The sequence below is a fragment of the Methylobacterium sp. WL18 genome, assembly GCF_008040015.1.
GTDB lineage: Bacteria > Pseudomonadota > Alphaproteobacteria > Rhizobiales > Beijerinckiaceae > Methylobacterium > Methylobacterium mesophilicum.
Window position 1 is genome coordinate 1 of the sequence record NZ_VRVD01001024.1, and the last position, 1,070, is coordinate 1,070.

The 1,070-nt window shown below is 72.1% G+C and carries 1 protein-coding gene; it reads right to left on the reverse strand.

Going from position 1 to position 1,070, the window contains the following annotated elements:
* Positions 1–167 precede the first annotated feature (167 nt).
* On the reverse strand, positions 168–1,070 hold a 903-nt coding region (locus FV228_RS30610), incomplete at its 5' end, for a vWA domain-containing protein (protein ID WP_147857840.1).

Genomic DNA, 1,070 nt, shown 5'->3' on the forward strand with positions numbered 1-1,070 from the left:
CACCACCCCCACCCCTGGCCCCTCCCCACAAGGGGGAGGGGAAAAGCTCGTTTTTTCAGTCCCTTGGCTCCAAAACCACCGGTGCGAGGCGGCGCAGCGCGCCTCGGATGAAATGGTATCCGCCCCCCGTAGGCTGCGGCGCAATCTCTCCCGGATACCGGATCGGGTCATGCCGCCCTCCGGATATCCGGCGCGGGCGCACGCTCCGGCACGGCGGCACCCGCGACCCGGGCCACCAAAAAGTCCGCTTCGGCGAGGGCCGCCAGGACCAGCAAGAAAAGCCCGAGCCCGGCGAGCGCGTAAGCGAAGCCGGTCAGGTCACGGCGGGGCCGGGGCTCGATATAGGGGATCGGGTTCCGTTCCAGGGCGGCGATCTGCGCGATGGCGGCGGCGACCGCCGGGGCGCCCTCGGCCTCGAAGGCCCGGTAGGGCACGCCGAGGCTCTTGAAGAACAGGTCGAGATGCCGCTCGGGGGCGGCCTGGGGCGTGTCCTCCCCGGCCGGCCGGTCGTGAATCGAGGGCGAGCCCTTGGTGCGCAGAAACAGCCAGTACAGGTTCGGATGCACCTTCGCGAAGGCGGCGCGCAGGGCATCCTGCACCCGCGGGTCGATCACCGCGGCGCCATCGGAAATGAACAGCAGCACGCGGGAGCCGCTGCTCTCCGGGGCGAATTGCGACAGCGCCATCGCGAGGCCGCGGGCGACGTTGGTGTAGTCGAGGCCGGGCCGGTCGATCGCCGCGATGGCGGCGCGCACGGCCGCGTGCCGGTCGGTCATGGGCATGACCAGCATCGGCGCGGTCGAGAAGGCGGTGACCGCGAACAAATCGTGCGCCCGGGCGCCGACGAAATCGGCCAGCAGGCGCCGGGACGCGGCGGCCTTCGATTCCTCCGCGCCGGAGGGCTGCCGGCCCGCAAACGTCTCGTTCATGCTGCCGGACCGGTCGATCAGCATGGAGATCTGGGCGCCGATGCCGATCCGGGTCACCGGCGCGCCGGCGCCGTAGGGACCGGCGAGCGCCACCACCAGGCCACTGACGGCGAGCACGCCCGCGCCCCGCAGCAGCCGGGC